Source organism: Flavobacterium sp. MMS24-S5 (assembly GCF_050320125.1).
Classification (GTDB): domain Bacteria; phylum Bacteroidota; class Bacteroidia; order Flavobacteriales; family Flavobacteriaceae; genus Flavobacterium; species Flavobacterium tyrosinilyticum.
The window spans coordinates 649,704-671,288 of sequence record NZ_CP190016.1 but is presented as its reverse complement, the minus strand read 5'-3'; the positions used below and the strand labels follow the sequence as shown (position 1 = coordinate 671,288).

Below are 21,585 nucleotides of genomic sequence, written 5' to 3'. Positions count from 1 at the left end.
TAGAAGTAAGATTAAGATCCTGTGTTGCTTGGATCTTTTTTACGGTAAAACCAGTAGAATACTTGCGGTAAAACGGTAAGTGATAAAATCATACACGTTATTAATCCGCCCACAATCATAATAGCTAATGGTTTTTGTACTTCAGAACCCATTCCGGTGGATAACGCAGCAGGCAATAATCCTAAAGATCCCATAAGGGCAATCATCACAATAGGTCGAATTCTGCTGTGAATTCCGTGCGAAATTGCGTCTCTTAAATGCATTCCGTTTCGCATATTTTCCCTAATCATTCCAATGAGGACAATACTGTCGATCGCGCTCACTCCAAAGAGAATAATAAAACCAATTCCCGCCGAGATTCCGAAGACAGTTCCCGTTACCCAAAGCGACAGGAATCCGCCGATAAAAGCATAAGGCATCGCAGTTACAGCAATCATGGTGTCTTTGAAATTTCCAAAGTTGAAATACAGCAGGCATAAAATTAGAACCAAAACCACAGGAATAATCATCGCCAATTGTTTGGTTGCTCTTTCTTTACTCTCAAATTCTCCCGCCCATTTCATCACATTTTCCTTAGGAAGTTTGACTTCGGCAGCAACTTTTTTCTGTGCTTCGTCAATCGTACTCCCAAGGTCTCGTCCTTCAATACTAAATCCTACGGCAATATAACGGCTGTTTCCTTCGCGATAAATAAAGGTTGGACCTGTTTTATAATCTACCGTTGCAATTTCTTTTAAAGGCACTTTTTTACCATTTAGGGTTGGAATAAGAATGCCCTCGATCTTTTCTTTAGAATCACGATATTCTTTTTCAAAACGTAAGGTGATATCAAATATCTTTTCGTCATCATAAAATTTGGTTGCCGCTTGTCCGCCAATTGTCATTCTGATTACGGCTTGTGCATCGGCAGTGGTAACAGCGTAACGTGCCATTTTTTCGTCGTCAAGCTGAATTCTTAATTCGGGTAAACCAATATTTTTGTAGACATTTATATCTTCAATTCCTTTTACATCTTTGATTGAATTGGCCACTTTTGTTGCCATTTCTTCCAATTGGAAAAGATCGCTTCCAAAAATCTTAATCGCCAGCGGACTTTTGACCCCTGCTACATATTCTTCCACATTATCCTGAATGGGCTGACTGAAACCAAAAGCAATTCCGGGATATACATCGAGTACTTTTTTGATTTCAGCAATTAATTCTTCTTTACTGATATCGTGTTTCCATTCGTCTTTATGTTTTAATTCGATATGAAATTCGATATTAAAAAATCCCGTTGGATCTGTTCCGTCGTTTGGTCTTCCGGTTTGCGAAAGAACAAATTTTACTTCTTCAAACTTTCTAATCTTGGCTTTCATTTCCTTAGTTAATCGCACCGATTCGTCGAGATTGATACTATTTGGAAGCGTCGCTCTTACATAAATAGCACCTTCATTCAGTTTCGGTATAAATTCTGATCCATAAAAAGCAAACTTTGCACAGCAAACCGCTAATAAAGCTAAAAAGGCATAAAAAGTAGCTTTACGATGTTTGGTACTCCATTGAAAAAGTTTAAAAAGATTTTCTCTAAAGAAACGCGAAATCATATTTTCTTTCTCAACAATGTTTTTGGTCAGCATGACTTTACACATTGCAGGAACGTAGGTAAGCGATAAAAGCAATGATCCTAATAGCGCATAACTTAAGGTAAAGGCTAGGGGAGAGAACATTTTTCCTTCTACTTTCGTGAAAGAGAAAATAGGCATCAAGGCCACAATCAAAATGATTAAGGCAAAGAAAATATAAGTGGCTACACTGCCGACACTTTTCTTGATTAATCCCATTTTGCTCATGCTGTTAAAGCGTTCCATGCCCACTTTGTGCGCTTTCTTTTCGAGCGAGACAAAGACTTGTTCGACAATAACGAGCGTTCCTTCGAGCAGTAATCCAAAGTCTAAGGCACCCATCGAAATTAAATTGGCAGGTAATCCCTGAATTCTCAGCATTACAATAGCAAACAAAAACGAAAGCGGAATTACAGAAGCCACAATCAACGAAGTTCTCCAGTTGTAAAGGAAAATAAACACGATTAACGATACCAGTAAAATACCCTCAACAAGGTTTTTAGTAACCGTTTTTACGGTTGTATTGACCAATTCGGTACGATCGATAAACGGAACAATTTTGACATTGTCTGGTAAAACTCTTTCGTTAAGTTCAGTCAAACGTTCTTTAAGTTTTTTAATTACTTCACCCGGATTTTCTCCACGAAGCATTACGACAATTCCTTCTACAACATCATCATTGTCATCTAAACCGACTTGTCCCAATCTTGGTTTTGCCGAGATCGAAACTTCGGCTACGTGTTTTACTAAAACGGGAGCTCCGCCTTTGGTTTCGATTAAAATATTGCCAATATCTTCGACTTTATTAACTAACCCAACGCCACGAACGACATAAGCCTGATCGCCACGCTGAATAACATCTCCGCCCACATTGATATTACTTTTTGAAACCGCTTCGTAAACATCTAAAGCCGAAAGATTGTAATTTTCTAACTGCGTTGGATTAATTTTGATTTCGAACATTTTTTCTTCACCACCAAAACTCACCACATCGGCAACTCCGGGAACGGCTACCAATTCTCTTTCGATAACCCAATCCTGAATTGCCTGAATTTCTTTTATAGGCAAATCACTTTTAATAACATATCTAAAGATCTCGCCCGTTGCTCCAGAAGGCGGATCGATTTCTGCATCGGCTCCTTCGGGAAGATCAAGTCCGCTCATACGGTTTGAGGCGTATTGCTGCGCGTAGAAATCCTCAACGCCATCATCAAATAATACCGTTACAACCGATAATCCAAAAAGCGAAATAGAACGGACTTCGGCTTTTTTCGGAATCGTATTCATTTGTTTGGAAATCGGAAGTGTGATGAATTTCTCCACTTCTTCGGCACTTCTTCCTGGCCATTGTGTAATAATTCTTGCCCTTGTATTGGTTACATCGGGAAAGGCTTCAATTGGTGTGTGAATGTAACTCACGATACCGGCGACTAGTAATATGGCGGTCAGGAAAAAAACGATGAGCGAGTTTTTTAGCGAGAAAGCAACTAATCCTTGTACAAATTTTTTCATGTCTTGTATTGTATTTATCCGTTTGGGGATAATTAGTTTTTTAATCTTTCGTGAATCAAAAGCTGATTTTTGGTGATCACCATTTCGCCTTCTTTAACTCCGTCTTTAAAATAAACCCAGTTGTTGTTTTTAATAACTGGATTAATTTCTCTGGTTTCGATTGTACAATCGTTTTTATAAATCAAAATATGATCACGGTTGTTGTCAAAAATCACGGCTTTTGCCGGAACAGCTTCTAACATATCTCCGCCTAAACTTTTATTAATAATGATATCGGCTGTCATTCCTGGTTTAAGTTTCAGGTTTTTGTTTTCCATTACAATTCTCGCTTTCAAAACATGTTCGTCGGCATCAAAAACTTTGGACATCATTTTTATTTTTCCTTTAAAAATTTCTCCCGGATACGCTGGAGTCGTAACATCTACAGGCATATTTTCTGAAACATTTTTTAAATTACTCGTATACACATTCACCAAAACCCAGATTTCTTTTAAGTCAGAAATGGTAAAAAGCGGTTCACTGCTGTCTGTAATCTGCATTCCTGGACTTATGTTTTTGTCTACGATATAACCTTCTGTTGGCGCTTTAATTAAAAAAACAGATCTTTCGCTGCTAGCGCTAAACATGGCTAGATTGGCTTTTACATTTTCTAAAGAAGATTTTAAAACATCAAGTTCGCTTTGCGCTTGCAGTAAATCTTTTTGTGACGAAATTCCATCTTCAAACATTGATTTTGCAGCTTGTAAATTGCGTTGTGCCACAGTGATCTGCGATTGAAGCGATTTGCTTTCAGACTGCATGCTGTTTAATTCGGTACTTTTTATCTCGGCCAGAACTTGTCCTTTTCGAACATAATCGCCCAATGAAAAAGTAGTTTTGGTAATAATTCCTTCCACGAGGCTATTAAACTGAACAACATGATCGCCGTTATACGTAATGTTTCCCGTAAGGTTTATAGATTCGCTTACGGAACGTTTTTGAATTGGTTCGATGGTGATTTTTTCTTTTAAATCTTTATCGATGCAAAACTTTTCTTCTTTCGTTTCTTTAACTTCTTCTTTTTTGCCACATCCGTAAACGAGCATTAACCCCAATATTGGGAGTACAATATATTTCTTCATTTGTTTTTGTATTTGAAAATTAGATTTAGTTGATTTCCTGACCTGAGATATAGCGCAGTTCTTCCAGATTTTTATTCAGATCCATTTTAGAATTCAGCAGTATTGATTTGTTGTCTAAATATGCATCAACAAAATCAAGATATTCTAGCATGCTGGTATTTTTTTGAAGGAAGTTCTTGCGATACGCTTCCAGAAGTTTGTCCAAATCTCCTTCATAATCGGCTTCAACACTGTCGTACAATTTTTTGGTCACCAATAAATCTTCATAAGATTGTAATACTTCAGATTGTATACTGATGGTTTTTTCTTCTGCCAGTAATTTTCCCTGATCAATTGCCAGTTTTGCTGCTTTTATATTTCCCTGATTTCGATTAAAGAACGGAAGATCAAGAGAGAAACCAACTCCTACAAAATCATTCATTAAACTCGCTCCACGGTCATAACTTACACCAAGTGTAACATCTGGAGTTCGCATCGCTTTTTCATATTTGTATTTGTTGTCGTTATAATCGTTTCCGAGTTTAAGAACTTTCATATCAGGACGGTTTTCTACAGCCGAAGCCATCAGATTGCCTAAGTTTATGTTTTCGATATTTTTATTATCAGGAACAAAACCTTCATCGGTAAGTTTGATATAATTTGTGGCAGGAAGATTCATTAAAACCTTAAGCTCTTTCTGCAACGAATTATTTTCCTTTTGCAAATCGGCTATTTCTTTTAAGAATTGAAGTTCAGTTGCTTTTAGCCTGAAGTATTCGCCTTTACCCACATTGCCTTGTTTTACCTGATTTCCGTAAGCTTTTAGTAAAGTCTGCATAGAAGAAAGCTGTTTTTTATAAATCGCTTCTTGTGCTTGATTGTATTGCAGTTCAGTAAGATTACTTCTGAATTCAATTTTCAGATTACGTAAAAAAGTTTTGAAATATTCTTTGGCGATGTCAACGCCTACTTTTTCCATCGCAATCAATTTTTTTCGCTTTCCAGCTGTCTGAACAAGCTGTTCCAGTTCGGCATTGACTTGCGAAGTTTTTCCGAAATTTCCCCATAACGGCGGCAATTGCTGTGCAGTAGCATTGTTCCAAAGATTGATTTCGCCGATAGTCAGCGTAGGGTTGGGCCATAATTTTGCCTGAATCACTTGTGCATCGGCAATATCGATGTTCAGTTTTTCGGAAATAAGAGAAATATTCTTTTCCAAAAACAAAGCCTCGGCCTGTGTTCTGGACAGCACAATTGTATCGTTTATGGCAGCAATCTGCGCCATACCTTTGTGCGATACAATAACGAGTAAGGTTAAAAGTAAACGTTTCAAATTAAGTAGTTTTAATGATGTCGCAAAGTTATTGGCGACATATTAGCCCTTAATTTGAGGTGTGTTATAAGACGGTTAGAGCAACATTAGAAAACGATTAGAGTCTCGGAAATAGTAGCGTTACCGTTGTTCCATGGTCTTTTTTGGATACAATATTAAAATCGATATTGTTTTGTTTGAAGATAATATTGGCCAACGAAAGTCCGACACCGCTTCCTTTTATATCTTTTACGTTTTTGCCTCTGTAAAAGGTTTGTTTAATGAAAGTTAAGTCGTCTTCGCTAATTCCAGTTCCGCGGTCTTCAATGACAATTTTAAGCTGATTATTCTGTTCCAGCAGACTTATTTTGATAGGATTTCCGTTAGAATATTTTACGGCATTTTCTATAATGTTGTATAAAGCGATTTTGATTTCGTTGCTATTTCCTTTTATCGAAAGCAGTTTGTCATTTGTCACTTCGAGAACGATTTGTATCGGAGCATTTTTTAAATCGTAAATAGCAGGCAATTGATCGTTAATGTCCCAAACCAATTCATCAACCCTGAAAATTTCGTTGAGTTCTGTATTGTTTCGCAAGCCAGAAAGCATCATCAAAGTATTCATGGTGTCTTCGATCTGATAGACATTTTCTAATACTTTTTCAGACATTTCTTTGTATTCAGCGCTTGATCTGTCTTTTTGGGCAAACACTTCTAAGTTTCCAGAAATAGCGGTTAAAGGCGTTTTAAATTCATGTGAAACATAATTGATAAAGTTCTTTTGGATGATAAAAGTATCCGATAATCGGGTAAACAAATTATTATACGTTTCTACCAACTCCTGAATATCATCTTTGGAATTTGGAGTAACAATCTGGCGGTCGAGCGACGAAGCCTGAATTTCGTTTACTTGATCGATAATGTTTTTTATCGGACTGTAAGCGAGATTAGAAAGCACACGACTCACAATATAAATCGTAATCAATCCGATGATTAAAACCATAATCATAATGATTTGCAGTCGGTCGGTCATGGTTTTAAATTCAACGTCATTTTTCTTTACGAAAACCACAAAATCACCTTGGTTGTCATGGTAATAACTTCCGAAATAAAAATGATGTTTGGATTTGAAACTAAGCTTTCGGTTTTTCCGAATATAGTCTAATCTTTCGGCATTGATATTATTGTCGATCGTTTTGTCGCCGTATACAATCTGATTTTTATTGTCGTATACACGCGTAATGATTTCAAGCGAATTTTCCCTGAATTGCTGACCGATTAACAAATGCTGATTTTCGGGCAATTCGTCTTTTTCGAGATAGAAAATCCCCGTCAATAAACACGTTTTTTGCAGTTCGTTATATACAATCTTTTCCGAATAGCTGTAGAAAGAAAAATACGTGATAAAGGAAGCAATGACAAAGACAACGCTAAACGTAAGAGACGATATTAAAGTAAATCTATTGCGTATTTTCATGATTCTTCTTTAAGCATATATCCTGTTCCTTTTATGGTATGGATAAATTTATGGTTTTGCTCAATTTTGTTTCTTAAATAAGAAATATAAACATCAACAACATTCGTATTGTTATCGTAATTAATGCCCCAAACGGCATTTAAAATCTGTGTTCTCGGTATTACTTTGTTTCGGTTTTCTAATAAATACAAGAGCAGTTTATATTCTCTTGGTGATAAATCGATGAGTTTGTCATTTTCGGTAACTTTATGTTCTTCAGGATTTATGGTTAAAGTTCCTAATTTGTATAAGGTTTCTACTTTGTCGTAGTTGAATTTGGTTCTGCGTGTAAGCGCGTTGACTCTCGAAATTAATTCTTTAAAATGAAACGGTTTCACCAAATAATCATCGGCGCCAGAATCTAAAGCGGTTACTTTATCATCAGTATCGCTCAAAGCGCTTAACATTAAAACAGGTGTATGATTTTTTTTGAAACGCATAAGTTTCACCAACTGAATTCCGTCAATTCCCGGAAGCATAATATCCATTAAAATAATGTCCCAAATATCCTGTTGAATGAGGTCTCTTGCAATCTCGCCCGTTTCGGCCAGATGCACCGTAAAGTTGTTTTCCTCCAAACCTTTTACTATAAATTCGCTGATGCGTTTATCATCTTCAATGAGTAAAACATTCATAAATGGTATATTATAATGGTTGCTGTTTTGATTAAAACGGAAATGCTTTAATCTTCTGATAAGTTGTTTTCAAAAAATAAGGATTACCAAAAATAGCAATTATTTTTTTGAACCATATAAGGTCATATAAGTTATTGAAGTTTTTTATTGAATTGCCTCCTGCTTTAGCTGGAGGTTTGAAAGATTTTCATCCTAATAGGGCTTTAGCCAAAATGCGTATTTTTTGGCTAAAGCCATTTTTGTGCTTGATCAAATGAATCTCCATCTAAAGATGGAGGCAATTGATTTTTTAAATCTGCAAAAGAGAATTCCGGAGGAATGAGATATTTATAGATTCATAAAACATACCGTACCAAAAGCTCCAGCGGAGCGACATAATTTATACAATCATTTCTTCAGCTTTCACGGTATAAAATAATAAACCAAATTGATAGGAGTTTTATATAATTTCAGTTTAATCTTTAATAAAAATTTGATTTTCAATTAATTAACTTTTATTAAAGAAAGCTTTAACAGCGTCTGTTTCCGCTGGCTGTTTGAAATAACTAATTTTAACTTAAATCAAAATTAATAACGTTTTAAATACTTAAAATTATGAAAAAGAATATCGCCATAATAGCAACAAACGGTTTTGAAGAATCAGAATTAGCATCACCAAAAGCCTATCTGGAAGAGCAAGGTTGGAATGCAGATATCGTTAGTTTGAAATCTGGAACAATCAAATCTTGGAAAGACGGAAATTGGAGCAAGGAATACAATGTTGATGTCGTATTAGATCAGGCAAATGAGGCAGATTACGATGCTTTGGTTATTCCAGGAGGAGTTATAAATCCAGATTTATTGAGAAGAGAAGAAGCTGCAGTAAATTTTGTACGTTCCTTTTTTGAAAGTAAAAAACCAGTAGCCGCTATTTGTCACGGGCCTCAAATTCTGGTAGATGCTGATGTTTTAGAAGGTCGAAAAGTAACGTCGTTCTTCTCTATTAAAAACGATTTGAAAAATGCCGGAGCACAATGGGAAGATTCAGAAGTAGTCGTAGACAACGGATTAGTAACCAGCCGAAACCCAAATGATTTACCCGCTTTTAATAAAAAAATGGTGGAAGAAATTAAAGAAGGAATTCATGAGCGCCAGAGAGTCTAAAAAAGAAATTTCTATTTAGATTTATCAAATTATAGAAAAATGCAGGATCATATTTTGGTCCTGCATTTTTTATTAAATAGCCACTAGTTTTAACTAGGGGATTAAAAGATTCAATAGTAGTAAGGCTTTAGCCAAAACACGCATTTTGGCTAAAGCCTTACTATAGTTCCTTATTTATACCTCCAGCTAAAGCTGGAGGCAATTGATTCTTTTAATTAATTGAGGATCAATCTTTGCGTTCCTCTGGTTGAAACCAGAGGCTATGTTTTAAAATGATTGTGGAGTTTCGACTTCGCTCAACCTGACAAATGTTTACGTGCAGTTTGTCATCCTGAGGAACGAAGGATCACACGCGCATATCGACAAAGATTGTCGATTTAGTTTGCGGGGCTTCTCCCGAAGCCTCGGGATCGCTCAGCCTGACAAAGGCGTTCAATTTGTCTATTCGTTTAGTTTGTCATTTCGACCGAAGGGAGAAATCTCAACAAGTAGCTCGACAAAGATTGGCGATTTAGTTTGCGGAGTTTCTCGCGAAGATTTCTCCTTACGTCGAAATGACAAAAATGCGATAAATACCTCCTGAAATATAGATTTCTTATATTTGATAAAAGCAACATATTAATTGAAAGAAAAATCTTTCTTTTTAAAAAGTTTTCTTACATTTGAAGTTCTTAAATCTTCACATTAAGACAACATAAAATTTGCCCTCGTGCTATGTAGTAAAGCTCCGAAAGGACTTTGACGCCGTGAAGAAGCGTAAGACTACTAAGGCATGAGGGTTTTTCTTAAATTCTTCACTTTATGAAAACAAACACCCTTTCCCAAGAAGCCGAAACAAGGCTGATTGATTTTTTTAACCATATTATAGATCCCGAAGATATGGCTAAAATCTTAAGACAAGTAAATTGCATTTTAGCTCTCGGCGTAATGCGACAACACGAAACCCTCCAAATTGGACTAACCAATTTTGAAGACAATTATTATTGGCTCAATGAATTGGCGGAGATTTTGAATCCTTATTTGAGTGAGGACTAGGATATGTCTAGTCCTGAAAAAGTGATACAGGATTAATAAAAAATAAAAATACAATTTTAGACAGTAGTAAACTCATGTTTACTGCTGTTTTTTGTTTTATAAGTCCTCATTTTAATTAAATTTTGACTGTGCATCTGATTTGGAGTAAGCATATAGTTTGAATAATGAGGTCTGATTTCATTATAAATGTTAATAGCTTCTTTTACAAGTTTTTTCATGATCTCTACTTTTTGACTGTATTTGTCAATGGTAAACTCCTGTTTTAAAATTCCATTAACCCTTTCTGCAACTGCATTTTCATATGGGTCTGAATTTTGTGTCATACTACATATGATCTGGTTTTTATTAAGTTGTTTTTGGTATTCCTTAGCACAATATTGAATACCTCTGTCGGAATGATGTATTAGTGGCAAATTTTTGTTGTTTCTATTACAAAGAGCCATTTTTAAAGCCTTCAGAATGCTTTCTGTATTCATGTTATCAGCAACATTATAGCCCATGATCTTTTTAGAATAAGCATCTGTGACTAAACTCAAATAACAGGGATTATCTCTTTTTCCTATATATGTGATATCAGACACCCAAACTTGTTCTGGTCTGCTAATTTCTAAATCTAAAAGCTGATTTTGATATTTCCTAAATCTATGATGTGAGTTAGTTGTTACATGATACTTTCGTTTTGGCTGTATCAATAAATGATTGGCTCTAAGTATATCAAAGAATTTATCTCTTCCTATTTTCATTAATTGAAGCTTATCCAGCAAAAGATAATATAGTTTTCGAGCACCTATTCTGGGCATTATCTCTCTGATATTATCTACCATCAAAATGACTTGCCTGGCTTTGTTTTCTTTGGATGCTCTTCTTTTGATTTTTCGATAATAAACCTGTCTGTCTATCCCGAACAAATAACAGGTAAATGCTATTGTTTTTTGTTCTTTTGCTCTGAAGTTGTCGATTGTTCGGGTGGAGAGTTTTTTCGTATATCGATATGATATTCTTTCTCCGCTAAATCAATCATCATATCAAACAAGATCGCTTTTTTGTCTGCCACATATGCTTGCTTCTCCAAAAAAGCCTTTTGCTTTTCTAATAACCTGACTTGAGCTTCAAGCTCCATGATTTTCTGTTCTGCTGTCTTTGGCATATTTAAAAGGGATTGGTTCTCCCAATCAAAGTTACCAAATTTACGTAACCATACTACAACAGTTTTTCTGCATTGGATGCCATATTTCTTTGTGGCTTGAGTGGCTGTGAGCTGTCCTTGTTCTATTGCTTGGACAATTTGTAATTTAAAAGACATAGAATAGTCTTTTTGAGTTCGCTTCACATAATTTGAGCTTTCTTCCATAACGATTTTTTTTATGTATCGCTATTTCAGGACGGGACAATATTTAAAATGAAAAACCTCGATTTTTTAAGGTCGAGGTTTTTTTAGTTAATTCTTTTTAAAAATTCAATATTGAGAGATAATTTTCCCAGAATTTTTTTTTACTAGATTTTGAAGATTTTTGAAAAGATGTTTTTTGTATTCTTTTGTAAAAAATAAATCTTCAAATAAATAATCATTATTTAAATAATATAAAGAAGAAATACAGACTGTCTTACTATCGATATCATTATTTTGAACTTTTGATAAAGTATTTCTAATAAAGCAATTTCCGTCAAAATAACATTTATAAAATCGGTCATCAATGTTGTTGTTTAAGAGTAAATCAAAAAGTATAAAACTTTTTATTTTATAGTCTCTTAATTCAGTTTCAACATTTGAAATGTATTCGTGAAGTCTTGACATATCAGTACTAATCAATATAAAATTATACTGATTGTCATTAATCTTTTTTAGTATGTAATTGTTATTCTCCATTACTAATTTAAACAATCATAACAATCATCAATTATTGCTAAAGATGTTGCTATAATATTGTTTGCTTCTTGCAAAGATACAACTTTTGAACTAATTATATCTTCATCAATATGAAATAGACTGTGTCTGTGTATATTATAGTATTTATAGAGGTTGCAAATTTTATTTGCGATTCCAATATTATTAAGCTCTTTTTCAAATTCTGTCTCTAAAATATATCTCCCATTTTCTTTGACAATAAATTTGCCAAATCCTTCTTTATAATCAACTATTTTACCATTTTTTAAAAATATTTGCTTTAGTATGCCTTCAATTGCTCTTAAAATTGGATATGCAAAAGTTGAATAATCTTCTAATTGCACATCTATTTTTTGTAATGCAAGACAAGGTGTAATAATAATCTTTAATTTGTCTTCAATTAAATGAAATGCATTTGGGAGTTTAGCTTCTAGTTCACCTCTTATATCAGCTGTTGTGAGGTTAGTTTCGTAAAAAGTTAATTGTTGTTGTATGATTTCGTCAAAAGCCATAAACTCAGATAATACTTCTATTATTTCGTTAAACAATAACATTGGCTTACCTTGAACTTGAAAAGCATTATTAGAATGTTTAGTAATAACAATTTTGTCGCCTTGTTTTCCTCTTATTTTAATGATTGTTTTTTTACCGTCAGTAATTTCTTCATCTATAGCATTGCCGTATTCAATTAATATCTCAACCAGAGCTTCAAAATCTTCATTTCTTATAGATTTTATATAAAAACTATGGGATTTAAAATCTTTAATTGCACTTATTTTTACAATTTCCTCAGCTATTTTTTTTGATAGTTCTTGATTTTGACCAACTCCAAAAAATAAGGTAGTTGTTCCATCATTATTTTCGTAAATATTTAATTGAGCCTGTTTTTCTCCGGTTTTTATAAATTTACAAATTTTTAAATTACCTGGCTTATCTTCTACTGTATATCCATATATTTTAGATAAATCATTTGTAATGTAGTTTCTGTACGATTCTCTGTTTAAATTGAGTTTTTTCATATTTTTCAATATTATCTAATAATATATTTTTCTAAAGAATTGATTTAAAATTTAGTGAATTTTATTGCTTTTAGAGGGATGTATTCCTCATTACCGTTGTTATATACTATTTCTGTACGTTTAGCTTCTATTGTAATAGGAAAAAGTTCTTCTTCTGTTTGAAATAATATATTAAAAGGAGCGTTTTTCAATCGGAATATTATCTTTTCCCTTAAATCTTCAGGGACAGCATCAATAAACTCATTAAATTGAGTGGAGCTAAAATCCAACGACACACTAAATTCTTGATCAAAAGAGACAACTGAAAAAATGGTATATAAATCATCGTTAATTTTATGGATTCCTTGAACCATTGATGGAACGAAAAAATAAGGCGTTTCTAGATCATTATCTAGTTTTGAAAGATGTATTCCTAAATCAGGAATAAAAAATTTTAAGAAAGGTTTTTCTAAATGTAAAGGGCTCAAAATTTCTTGAACACTCGCCCAATTTTGATCGATATCTTCAATATTAATACTTAATAATGGTTCTGTCTCACTTATATGAAAAACTGTTAATTTTCGTCCATTACATAAAGCATATATTTTACTTCTAATTTCTGGATTTATAGCATAACTATATGCTTGCTCTACGTTCCCACTCTTTAAAATATTTTCATTTGGAGATTTAGCATCTAAAATCCATTGAAAGCCATTTTCTGTTTCAAGTATATAGTCTGGAACAATGTTTATTTTTCTTTGTGTTGAACCTATATTAACGAATGGATGAATTAAGGAAATTCCTCTTCTAATTTTATTATTTCCAGTTGAGCTATATCCTAATCTTTTTAAAATAGGCATTATTATATCTTCTCTTACGGAATCTTCTTTATAGTCGGAATTATTTAAAATTTTAAAATCTAAGTTGTCAAACATAATTCATTTTAAGTTGAGATGGTGAAACTATTTTCCAAAAATATTATTTTACATATTTCAACAACCACGTATTTTTACCTGATTTATTAAACAAAAAAAAAGGACAGTCCTTCCAATTAAAGAAGAACTGCCCTTTTAGGCAAATTTTTAAATTTGCATTCCTTAAGAATGCGTACAGTTTTTGGTAATCACTAAAATGAAGACTAAACGCAGGTTATTCGTTTATGACATCGCCTTCCTTAGTTTCTTCGCTGGCAATTTTTACCAGTTTATCGTTTGGAGTTAAATCGCCGAAAATTTCAATTTTATCTTCGATTTCTCTTCCTTTTTTAATGTCAACTCTTGTGGCTTTGTGGTTTACCACTTTCACCACATATAAACCTTCAGCAGAATTTACCACCGCCGATTTTGGTACTACAAATGTGCTGTCTTTCGCGTTAAGCGGTAAAAGAACTTCGGCAACCATTCCAGGCAATAAATTTCCTTTGGTGTTGTGAACGTCCATTTCGACTCTTTCAGAACGAAGTTTTAAATCTAAAGCGCCAGACATTCTGGTAATTTTAGCGGTAAAAGTTTCTGGTAACGATTTTACATTAAAACTCATTTCGTCGCCTGGGTGTAAATATCCTGTGTACAATTCCGGAACCGAAACCGCCAAACGCAATTTGCTTTGCTCCTGAATCGTTAATAAAGGCAAATCTGATCCTTTTCCTGCTGGGCCAACAAATGTACCTAAATTCACATTTCTAGCCGCTACAACACCATCAAATGGCGCACGAATTTCAAGATAACCTCTCATAATCGCAATTTCTTTATGAGCCGCAATTGCCGCTTGAAGTTGTGCGTAATCAGAATTCTTTTTACCGCTTGCCATTTCTAAGTCGTTTTTAGAAATCGTTCCTTCAACCTTGCTCGTTTCATACAAACGGTTGTAAGTGCTTTTGCTGGTTGCGTAAATCGCTTCCATAGATTTCAATCTCGATTCGGCAGCAGCCAATTGCGAACTGATTTCTGGTGCTTCTAAAACGATTAAAAGCTGTCCTTTTTTTACTTTCGTACCAATATCAACTTTCAATAGTTTTACGAAACTGCTCACTTTTGCGTACAAATCAACTTGTTGGAAACCGGTTAATTCGGCTGGTAAACGCAATTCTGTTGTTAGTTTTTCTTTCGCTAAAGCGAAAGTTTCTACTTTAGGTTCGATTTCCGCTTTAACCGTTTCTTCTTTTTTAGAATTACAGCTGTTCAGAAAAAATACTGCTGCTAGAAACAGCGGGCTATATTTTATAATTTTAGTGTTCATTTTTTGGTTTTAATGATGAGATATAATGGATGCTTTCTTCGTCTTCAGGATCTAAAGAAACAGATTGTGTCGATGTTTTTTCTTGTGCCCACGCAAATATCTGCGGAAGGATTAATAATACGGCAAAAGTAGAAAATAATAATCCGCCAATAACCGCTCTTCCTAACGGAGAAACCTGATCGCCTCCTTCGCCGTGACCAATTGCCATTGGCAACATTCCCGCAATCATCGCAACCGAAGTCATGATAATGGGACGAAGACGCAACGCAGCCGCTTCACGCGCAGATTCTAAGGCATTTCCGTTTATTTTTCGAAGCTGTTCGGCATTCGTAACCAAAAGAACGGCGTTGGCAATAGAAACTCCAACCGACATGATGATTCCCATATACGACTGTAAATTCAACGTTGAACCTGTAAGCGTAAGCATTAATAAAGATCCTAAAACTACGGCAGGAACTGTTGTTAAAATAACCAACGAAACTTTAAACGATTGGAAATTAGCGGCCAACATTAAGAAGATTACGAAAACGGCAACCAATAACCCCGTTTGCAAACTGCTTAATGTTTCAGTCAATACAGTACTTAGTCCAATTGGCGTGATAAACAAACCACGAGGTAATTCGCCCAAGGCACTAATTGTTTTGCTCACATCTTTTGATGCCGTACCTAAATCGGTTTGGTAGATGTTTGCCGTAACGGTAATGTATGGCATGGCCCTAAATTGTCATTTTCACCGCTTACAAATCCCGGTGTAATTTTGGCAACGTCGCTTAAAACAGGACGAAGGGAGTTTTTTAATACCGGAATTTCTCCAATATCAGTTTTGCTTTTCATTTTGTTTAATGGTACTTGAACCTGAACAGAATACGACAATCCTGCTTTTTCATCAACCCAGTTATTTTTTTCGGTATAACGAGAAGATGAGGTTGAAGCCACCAATGAACGTGAAATATCATTCATATCAACTCCTAATTCAGCCGCACGAGTTCTGTCAATATCAATATTCATTGCTGGATAATGAATTGGCTGACCAATCTGTACGTCTCTGAAATACGAAATCGCTTTTAACTTGTCTACAATTTGAGTCGCGTATAATTCGTTTTTCTTTTTGTCTTTTCCGGCAACTCGAATCTCAATTGGAGTAGGAGAACCTTGGCTTAAAACTTTATCCGTCAATTCGATTGGCTCAAAAGAAAGTTTCGTATCAGGCAATACCTTTTTAAGTCTTGCTCTAAACTCATCTTTAAAATCGTCCATGTCTTCATGATAGTCTTTTAAACTCACTTGGAAAACCGCTTCGTGAGAACCTGCCATGAACAAATAAATCGGGTTGATCGAGAATAGAGAAGGGTGTTGGCCGACATATACAGATGTGATTCCGATATGATCTTTACCCACCATTTTCTCCAATTCTTTTAAAACAACTCTGGCTTGTTCTTCGGTTCTTTCCAAACGCGTTCCGTCAACCGCACGCATTCTCAACTGAAACTGACTTGAATTGGTTCTTGGGAAAACGTCTTTTCCGATAAAAGTAAGAAATACAATCGCCAGAATAATTGATCCTGTTAGATAAATAATAGTCGTTGCTTTTTTATGAACAAACAAACGATCTAAAGTTCGCATGAAACGATTTCTGAATTTTTCGAAACCGCTTACTTTTCCGTCGTTGTTGAAATCTTCTCTTTCAACCAAATCTTTTTTCTGACCAATTAAATTTTGCTCAGACTCAGGTGTCAATCCGCAGGCGTTAAATTCTGCTTCGTCGTCTGTGATATTGGGTGCATGTTCGTGTTTTTCATGACCTTTCATCATCCAGTTTGCCATTACAGGAACAAAAGTCTGCGAAAGCAAGAATGAAATAACCATTGAGAATCCAATCGCCAAAGCCAAAGGCAAGAACAATGCTCCCGGAATTCCGACCATGGTAAAGGCTGGCGCAAATACGGCTAGAATACAAAGAAGGATCAATAATTTAGGTAAAGCAATTTCTTGACACGCATCCCAAATGGCGAGTGCCTTGGGTTTTCCCATGTCGAGATGCTGGTGAATATTTTCGATGGTTACGGTACTTTCATCCACCAAAATACCAATTGCCAAAGCCAATCCTGAAAGAGACATTAAGTTAATCGTCTGTCCGAATAATTTCAGGAATAAAACTCCAGAGATAATAGAAATCGGAATCGTCATAATTACGATTAATGCTGCACGGCGGTCACCCAAGAATAATAAAACCATTAAACCAGTTAGAACCGCACCGATAATTCCCTCTGTAATCAAACTTTTAACCGAGTTGATTACATAAACCGACTGGTCAAATTCGTACGTAATGTTTACATCTTCAGGAAGCGTACTTTGAATTTTAGGAAGCTCTTTTTTCAATTTCTGAACCACATCCCAAGTCGAAGCGTCACCCGCTTTTGCAATACTGATATAAACCGAACGTTTTCCGTTTACTAATGCGTAACCTGCCGTGATATCGGCACCGTCTTTTACATTGGCAACATCGCCTAATTTTAAGTTCTGAACTCCGCCTTTGAATAAGGGAATCTGTTCAAAATCTTTAATTTCTTTAATCGTATTATTGGTTGGCGTAATATAGTTTTTGTCGCCCATACGTACGTTACCAGATGGAGCCGTTTGGTTGTTTAAACGAATCGCTTCCACGATTTGATCTGGCGTCATATTATGAGAACGCAATAAATCTGGATCTACGTTTACCTCAATAGTTCTTGGACTTCCTCCAAATGGAGCTGGAGATAATAAACCAGGAATCGAAGTAAAAGAAGCACGAACATAAACGTTGGCCAAATCCTGTAATTCGTTGTTTGAACGTATTTTACTGCTCAAAACCAATTGTCCGATTGGCAGTGAAGAAGCATCAAAACGAATGATAAACGGAGGCTGTGTTCCCGGAGGGAAAACCGCTTGGATTCTGTTGGAAAGCGCACTTAACTCGGCAGCCGCCTGAGCCATGTTGGTTCCTTCATAATAGGTTAATTTCATAATCATTAACCCTTGAATATTTTTAGTTTCTACCGATTTGATACCATTCGAAAAAGGTAAAACGTTTACGTAGTTTTTGGCAAAATAAGCCTCCATCTGGTCTGGCGTGTAACCTCCAAACGGATGCGCGATATAGATAACCGGCAAATTCATTTTGGGCAGAATGTCTACCTTAATGTCTTTGATGGCACCAATTCCGAAGAAAAATAGACCCGCAACCAATACTAATATGGAGATGGGTTTGCGGAGTGCAAAACGTATTAAATTCATTAGGATTTATAATTAAAATTCATTTATAAATAAGTCAAAATTTCCTGTTGCAGCGACTTTCAATAAGTACGATTGCCACACATTGTTATTGACAATATCTCGATCGATTTCAGCGCGATTTAAAACATACATCGTTTGTGTTAAATCAGTCAAATCAGTTAAACCGTTTTTGTATAAAGTCGATTTCTGTACATAAGCTCTTTTTGCCGCATCAACTTGAATAGGCGCTTCGGCATAATTTTCTAAAGTAATTTTGATCTTATCTTCGGCAAAATTCAATTGCGATTTCAATTCTCTATCGGCCTGATTGTATTCTTCCTGCAATGCCTGAGAAACAAATTTCTGAGCGCTAACTTGTTTGCTTGATCTAAAAGGAGTGGTTAAATTCCATGTAATTCCAACACCGACCAAATAATTAGTACGATCCGGATTTACGCCATCCCAATAATTTCTGCTAAAAGCATTTTGGTCTGTAGCATAAGTATTTTCAAATCCTGAAGCTCTGGTTTGCAAAACACCAAAAGCACTCATGGTCGGATAATAAAATCTCTTATACAATTTAACCTGCTGGTTGCTGTAATCGATTTTCGTTTTATAGAATTGCAATAAAGGATGAAGACTATCTGTAGAAGCTTCTTTTGTTACTAATTCCTTCGGAATCTGAGTTACAAATAAAGTATCTGTAACGAAATCCTGAGGCGCAACGCCCATTAAATCAACTAATTTGTTGTTTTGTTCTTTAACGAAGTTTCTAGCAAGGTTTAAAGCAATTTTAGCTTTAGAAACTTCGGCTGTAGCCAAAGTAGAATCGACTCCTGCCAATAATCCGTTTTTAACTCTCGCTGCAGCAGTCTTTTTGAAAACTTCTGCACGATCTAAATTCTTTTGCTGTGAAATCACTAATCTCTGGCTCGCCAATAGATTGAGATAAGCAGCCGAAATTTTGATTTCCTGCTGGAATTTTTCCTGCTGTAAATCTTTTTCTTTAGCCTGAACATCAATTTTAGATAAATTGATTTTTTCCTGTGTTTTTCCGAAAGTGAAAAAATCCCAGTTCATGTTGACTAAATAAAGTGCGCCAAAAGCCGAGTTCCAGTTTTGTTCTGGTAACGGAAGTCCTGATGAAGCAACTCCTAAACCTCCAAAACCATAAAGCGGTTCCGTTTTGTCCGTTTACAGTTCCGTAATCCTGCTGTGCCGATAAATTTAAGTTCGGCAGATAATCACGTCGAGATTGTTTTAGAGTCTCTTTTGATGCATTGGTGTAATTGTTTTTTGCTCGGATAGAACCGTAGTTTTCAAGACCTATCTTTAATGCTTCTTTTAAAGACAGGGTTTGAGCATAACCGATTGAGGCAAAAATCAATAAAAATAATAAGGTAATTTTTTTGAAATACATAAACTCAAGGTGTGAATAGAAATGTTTTTGAAGCAACAAATTTATTTCTCTTATACTGATAAAAGTCAGGTTAAGTGATGTACTGCACTAGTAAATGACGAATTGAATTGGTCATTTTTTGAAAAAATTAATTAAATATTTGTTCGTACTTTGTAAACTATTTCAAAATTAAGAATGAACAAAAAAATTGATAACATACTGGATAACAAATGGTGGCAGGAGGTTGCTGTTGTCCTTTTCTCCTTTACAATATATACCCTAAAAAATGATTGGATGTTATTTAGTTCATTCATTTCTATTGCAATGGGTATATTTTTCTATTGCGTTTTGTACATGCATGCCCAGTTTAATCGCTTTTTTCTGCTTCCTATTTTATTCAAAGCAAACAAACCTTTTACCTATATCATTTTAACGCTTTTTGGAGTTTTTGTATTTTCTGTCATTTTGTATGAAATTACAAGGATGGATATGTTTGCCAAATGCCATTTGTATCAAAACTCGCATCAGAGAAGTTATGCGTACCAATTGGCGAGTGTTTTAGGAACTTTGGTCTGCATTCTGAGTCCGATTATTGTCTTTAAGTTTTATCGTATTCACAGAAAACAAACCGATGCGGCTTTATTGTTCAATCAAATGCAATTAAATTCATTGAAAGGACAATTAAATCCGCATTTTTTGTTCAATACTTTTAATACACTGTACGGTATCAGTCTGGAATTTCCAGACAGAACGCCAGATTTAATTATGAAGGTTTCGCAGTTAATGCGTTATCAATTAGAAAGCAATAGTAAACAATGTGTTTCTTTAGAAGACGAACTCGAATTTATAAACAGTTATGTTCAGTTGGAAAAAGAACGTGTTGGTTATCGCTGTGATATTACTTTTGACAGTACGGTAGACAAAGATTATACGTATAAAATTTCGCCAATGCTTTTAATCGCGTTTATAGAAAATGCATTTAAACACGGAACTTGCGCTATTGAAAACTGCTTTGTAAAAATTGCTATTAAAGTTGAAAATGGATTGTTGCATCTTCATGTTACCAATTCAATTCCGAAGAAAAATGATGTGATTTCGACTAAAATTGGTTTAAAAAACACGATCGAACGTTTGAATTTAATTTATGGAAAAGATTATAAATTAGATATTCAGGACGATAAAAAGACTTACATTGTTGATTTAGAAATACAGCTAAAAAAGTTTGTAGGATGAGAGAAGCAAAAAGATGTATTATAATTGATGATGAACCCGCTGCACATTATGTTCTGGCTAATTACATTAAACAGAACCCGCAGTTAGAATTGGTTTTTCAAGGCTATAACGGCATTGAAGCGATGAATTACCTCAGAGAGAATTCAGTCGATTTAATGTTTCTGGATATCAATATGCCTGAAATTTCAGGAATGGAATTGCTTAAAATTCTTCCAACGCATCCCAAAACTATTTTAACTACAGCCTATTCTGAATTTGCATTGGAAAGCTACGATTACGGCGTGATTGATTACTTATTAAAACCAATCTATTTTCCAAGATTTCTAAAAGCAATTGACCGTTTTTTTGCTACCGAAAATTCAAAGCAAAAGACAGAAGAAACTGTAAACTCAGTAAGTGTAAAAGTTGATGGTTATTTAATGGAAATTGAATTGGAACCAGCTTTTGTATGCGCAGAGTTTTGGTAATTACGTAAAACTTCACACCATCAAAAGAACGTATCTGGCTTCTATCACGACAACAGAGTTTGAAAAATGTCTTCCTGAAAAAAGTTTTATGCGCATTCATAAATCGTACATCGTAGCGCTGGATAAAATTGATGCAACAGAAAAAGATTTTGTGGTCATTAAAAACGAAAGAATCCCAATCGGAATTACGTATAAAAGAGAACTAACAGACCGATTAAAAAAGCTAGAATTGTAATCTAAAGCTTTGATTTTAAAG

The 21,585-nt window shown here is 34.9% G+C and carries 16 protein-coding genes and 2 pseudogenes; 4 read left to right on the top strand and 14 right to left on the bottom strand.

Annotation, left to right across the window (positions count from 1 at the left end):
- Positions 1 to 11: 11 nt before the first annotated feature.
- The 5 genes from ACPWTF_RS02850 to ACPWTF_RS02830 all read right to left on the bottom strand — a co-directional run bounded on the left by ACPWTF_RS02850 (position 12) and on the right by ACPWTF_RS02830 (position 7,679).
- Complete coding sequence (locus tag ACPWTF_RS02850; protein ID WP_427874315.1) at positions 12 to 3,116, bottom strand: efflux RND transporter permease subunit; 3,105 nt, start codon at positions 3,114 to 3,116, stop codon at positions 12 to 14.
- 32 nt (positions 3,117 to 3,148) lie between these two features.
- Positions 3,149 to 4,237: an efflux RND transporter periplasmic adaptor subunit gene (locus ACPWTF_RS02845; protein ID WP_427874314.1), complete on the bottom strand. Its 1,089-nt coding sequence runs from the start codon at positions 4,235 to 4,237 to the stop codon at positions 3,149 to 3,151.
- A 25-nt stretch (positions 4,238 to 4,262) separates the two neighbouring features.
- Complete coding sequence (locus tag ACPWTF_RS02840) at positions 4,263 to 5,549, bottom strand: TolC family protein (RefSeq protein ID WP_427874313.1); 1,287 nt, start codon at positions 5,547 to 5,549, stop codon at positions 4,263 to 4,265.
- 97 nt (positions 5,550 to 5,646) lie between these two features.
- Positions 5,647 to 7,005 (bottom strand): sensor histidine kinase, encoded by a 1,359-nt coding sequence (locus ACPWTF_RS02835; RefSeq protein ID WP_427874312.1) that lies wholly within the window; start codon positions 7,003 to 7,005, stop codon positions 5,647 to 5,649.
- Positions 7,002 to 7,679 (bottom strand): response regulator transcription factor, encoded by a 678-nt coding sequence (locus ACPWTF_RS02830; RefSeq protein ID WP_427874311.1) that lies wholly within the window; start codon positions 7,677 to 7,679, stop codon positions 7,002 to 7,004. Before ACPWTF_RS02830 ends, ACPWTF_RS02835 begins: the two co-directional genes overlap by 4 nt.
- A 594-nt stretch (positions 7,680 to 8,273) precedes the next feature.
- Here ACPWTF_RS02830 and ACPWTF_RS02825 point away from each other — a divergent pair.
- A complete protein-coding gene (locus ACPWTF_RS02825; RefSeq protein ID WP_427874310.1) occupies positions 8,274 to 8,822 on the top strand; it encodes a type 1 glutamine amidotransferase domain-containing protein in 549 nt (182 codons plus the stop codon).
- 801 nt (positions 8,823 to 9,623) lie between these two features.
- The gene (locus tag ACPWTF_RS02820) at positions 9,624 to 9,857 is read left to right on the top strand and encodes a hypothetical protein (protein ID WP_427874309.1); all 234 of its coding nucleotides are present in this window, start codon (positions 9,624 to 9,626) and stop codon (positions 9,855 to 9,857) included.
- Positions 9,858 to 9,913: 56 nt separating this feature from the next.
- Here the strand turns inward: ACPWTF_RS02820 and ACPWTF_RS02815 are convergent, their stop codons facing one another.
- The 9 genes and pseudogenes from ACPWTF_RS02815 to ACPWTF_RS02775 all read right to left on the bottom strand — a co-directional run bounded on the left by ACPWTF_RS02815 (position 9,914) and on the right by ACPWTF_RS02775 (position 19,650).
- Positions 9,914 to 10,765, bottom strand: a complete 852-nt coding sequence (locus ACPWTF_RS02815) for an IS3 family transposase (RefSeq protein WP_427874308.1) — start codon at positions 10,763 to 10,765, stop codon at positions 9,914 to 9,916.
- A gap of 14 nt (positions 10,766 to 10,779) precedes the next feature.
- Positions 10,780 to 11,208: a helix-turn-helix domain-containing protein gene (locus ACPWTF_RS02810; protein WP_320493932.1), complete on the bottom strand. Its 429-nt coding sequence runs from the start codon at positions 11,206 to 11,208 to the stop codon at positions 10,780 to 10,782.
- A gap of 105 nt (positions 11,209 to 11,313) precedes the next feature.
- Positions 11,314 to 11,724: a type II toxin-antitoxin system RnlB family antitoxin gene (locus tag ACPWTF_RS02805; protein WP_427874307.1), complete on the bottom strand. Its 411-nt coding sequence runs from the start codon at positions 11,722 to 11,724 to the stop codon at positions 11,314 to 11,316.
- Positions 11,725 to 11,726: 2 nt separating this feature from the next.
- Complete coding sequence (locus tag ACPWTF_RS02800) at positions 11,727 to 12,761, bottom strand: type II toxin-antitoxin system RnlA family toxin (protein ID WP_427874306.1); 1,035 nt, start codon at positions 12,759 to 12,761, stop codon at positions 11,727 to 11,729.
- 44 nt (positions 12,762 to 12,805) lie between these two features.
- Positions 12,806 to 13,675, bottom strand: a complete 870-nt coding sequence (locus ACPWTF_RS02795) for a hypothetical protein (protein ID WP_427874305.1) — start codon at positions 13,673 to 13,675, stop codon at positions 12,806 to 12,808.
- Between the two features lie 214 nt (positions 13,676 to 13,889).
- On the bottom strand, positions 13,890 to 14,978 hold the full coding sequence (locus tag ACPWTF_RS02790; RefSeq protein WP_320495829.1) for an efflux RND transporter periplasmic adaptor subunit: 1,089 nt from the start codon (positions 14,976 to 14,978) through the stop codon (positions 13,890 to 13,892).
- A pseudogene (locus ACPWTF_RS02785) lies at positions 14,968 to 18,251 on the bottom strand (efflux RND transporter permease subunit). Before ACPWTF_RS02785 ends, ACPWTF_RS02790 begins: the two are co-directional and overlap by 11 nt.
- Positions 18,252 to 18,263: 12 nt before the next feature.
- The gene (locus ACPWTF_RS02780; protein ID WP_427874304.1) at positions 18,264 to 19,310 is read right to left on the bottom strand and encodes a TolC family protein; all 1,047 of its coding nucleotides are present in this window, start codon (positions 19,308 to 19,310) and stop codon (positions 18,264 to 18,266) included.
- Positions 19,255 to 19,650, bottom strand: coding sequence for a hypothetical protein (locus ACPWTF_RS02775; protein WP_427874303.1), 396 nt, complete (start codon positions 19,648 to 19,650; stop codon positions 19,255 to 19,257). Before ACPWTF_RS02775 ends, ACPWTF_RS02780 begins: the two co-directional genes overlap by 56 nt.
- Before the next feature lie 174 nt (positions 19,651 to 19,824).
- Between ACPWTF_RS02775 and ACPWTF_RS02770 the strand changes: the two genes are divergently transcribed.
- Positions 19,825 to 20,862, top strand: a complete 1,038-nt coding sequence (locus tag ACPWTF_RS02770) for a sensor histidine kinase (protein WP_427874302.1) — start codon at positions 19,825 to 19,827, stop codon at positions 20,860 to 20,862.
- Positions 20,859 to 21,564 (top strand): annotated as a pseudogene (locus tag ACPWTF_RS02765) (LytR/AlgR family response regulator transcription factor). Before ACPWTF_RS02770 ends, ACPWTF_RS02765 begins: the two are co-directional and overlap by 4 nt.
- Positions 21,565 to 21,585 lie beyond the last annotated feature (21 nt).

Excerpts from the sequence above, each read along its gene's own strand:
- ACPWTF_RS02850 (WP_427874315.1), bottom strand. The coding sequence starts at position 3,116 with ATGAAAAAATTTGTACAAGGATTAGTTGCTTTCTCGCTAAAAAACTCG.
- ACPWTF_RS02845 (WP_427874314.1), bottom strand. The coding sequence starts at position 4,237 with ATGAAGAAATATATTGTACTCCCAATATTGGGGTTAATGCTCGTTTAC.
- ACPWTF_RS02835 (WP_427874312.1), bottom strand. The coding sequence starts at position 7,005 with ATGAAAATACGCAATAGATTTACTTTAATATCGTCTCTTACGTTTAGC.
- ACPWTF_RS02830 (WP_427874311.1), bottom strand. The coding sequence starts at position 7,679 with ATGAATGTTTTACTCATTGAAGATGATAAACGCATCAGCGAATTTATA.
- ACPWTF_RS02825 (WP_427874310.1), top strand. The coding sequence starts at position 8,274 with ATGAAAAAGAATATCGCCATAATAGCAACAAACGGTTTTGAAGAATCA.
- ACPWTF_RS02820 (WP_427874309.1), top strand. The coding sequence starts at position 9,624 with ATGAAAACAAACACCCTTTCCCAAGAAGCCGAAACAAGGCTGATTGAT.
- ACPWTF_RS02810 (WP_320493932.1), bottom strand. The coding sequence starts at position 11,208 with ATGGAAGAAAGCTCAAATTATGTGAAGCGAACTCAAAAAGACTATTCT.
- ACPWTF_RS02805 (WP_427874307.1), bottom strand. The coding sequence starts at position 11,724 with ATGGAGAATAACAATTACATACTAAAAAAGATTAATGACAATCAGTAT.
- ACPWTF_RS02800 (WP_427874306.1), bottom strand. The coding sequence starts at position 12,761 with ATGAAAAAACTCAATTTAAACAGAGAATCGTACAGAAACTACATTACA.
- ACPWTF_RS02795 (WP_427874305.1), bottom strand. The coding sequence starts at position 13,675 with ATGTTTGACAACTTAGATTTTAAAATTTTAAATAATTCCGACTATAAA.
- ACPWTF_RS02790 (WP_320495829.1), bottom strand. The coding sequence starts at position 14,978 with ATGAACACTAAAATTATAAAATATAGCCCGCTGTTTCTAGCAGCAGTA.
- ACPWTF_RS02780 (WP_427874304.1), bottom strand. The coding sequence starts at position 19,310 with ATGAACTGGGATTTTTTCACTTTCGGAAAAACACAGGAAAAAATCAAT.
- ACPWTF_RS02775 (WP_427874303.1), bottom strand. The coding sequence starts at position 19,650 with ATGTATTTCAAAAAAATTACCTTATTATTTTTATTGATTTTTGCCTCA.
- ACPWTF_RS02770 (WP_427874302.1), top strand. The coding sequence starts at position 19,825 with ATGAACAAAAAAATTGATAACATACTGGATAACAAATGGTGGCAGGAG.